2 tRNA genes are annotated in these 559 nt (G+C 44.4%); both read right to left on the bottom strand.

The annotated features are described in order from the left end of the window. Positions 1 to 291: 291 nt before the first annotated feature. A tRNA-Ala gene (locus tag C7Y47_RS24715) sits at positions 292 to 367 on the bottom strand. A gap of 12 nt (positions 368 to 379) precedes the next feature. Then, positions 380 to 456: transfer RNA gene (locus C7Y47_RS24720), tRNA-Ile, on the bottom strand. Positions 457 to 559 lie beyond the last annotated feature (103 nt).

Here is a 559-nt window from a genome sequence, read left to right on the forward strand (position 1 = left end):
AGCATATCGGTGTTAGTGCCGTCCTTCTTCGGCTCCTAGTGCCAAGGCATTCGCCGTGCGCCCTTAATAACTTAACCTACAGCTTTCAATACACATCGCATTTCGTCGTCAGCTTCACTCGTTCAGTCAGTCACGTACATAGGTACGCTCCTTCCTTCTCTCGATTGCTTCCTAGAACTGCTCGTGTCTTGAAACCTTATTCGTTATTAAGCCTATAAAAAAAACTTAAAAAATAAATGTGTTTGTTACAATTTCAATGTCGTTTTATCCAGTTTTCAAAGAACAAATTATTGGTGGAGCCTAGCGGGATCGAACCGCTGACCTCCTGCGTGCAAGGCAGGCGCTCTCCCAGCTGAGCTAAGGCCCCAAGAGGTGTATATGGTGGGCCTAAATGGACTCGAACCATCGACCTCACGCTTATCAGGCGTGCGCTCTAACCAGCTGAGCTATAGGCCCTCTTAGAAGTTTTATATTTATTCATAAACCTTCAAAACTGAACGCAAAACGTAATCTTACAAACCCTAGGTTTGTATTCCGAAAATATCCTTAGAAAGGAGGT

The organism is Lysinibacillus sphaericus (assembly GCF_006864135.1).
GTDB lineage: Bacteria > Bacillota > Bacilli > Bacillales_A > Planococcaceae > Lysinibacillus.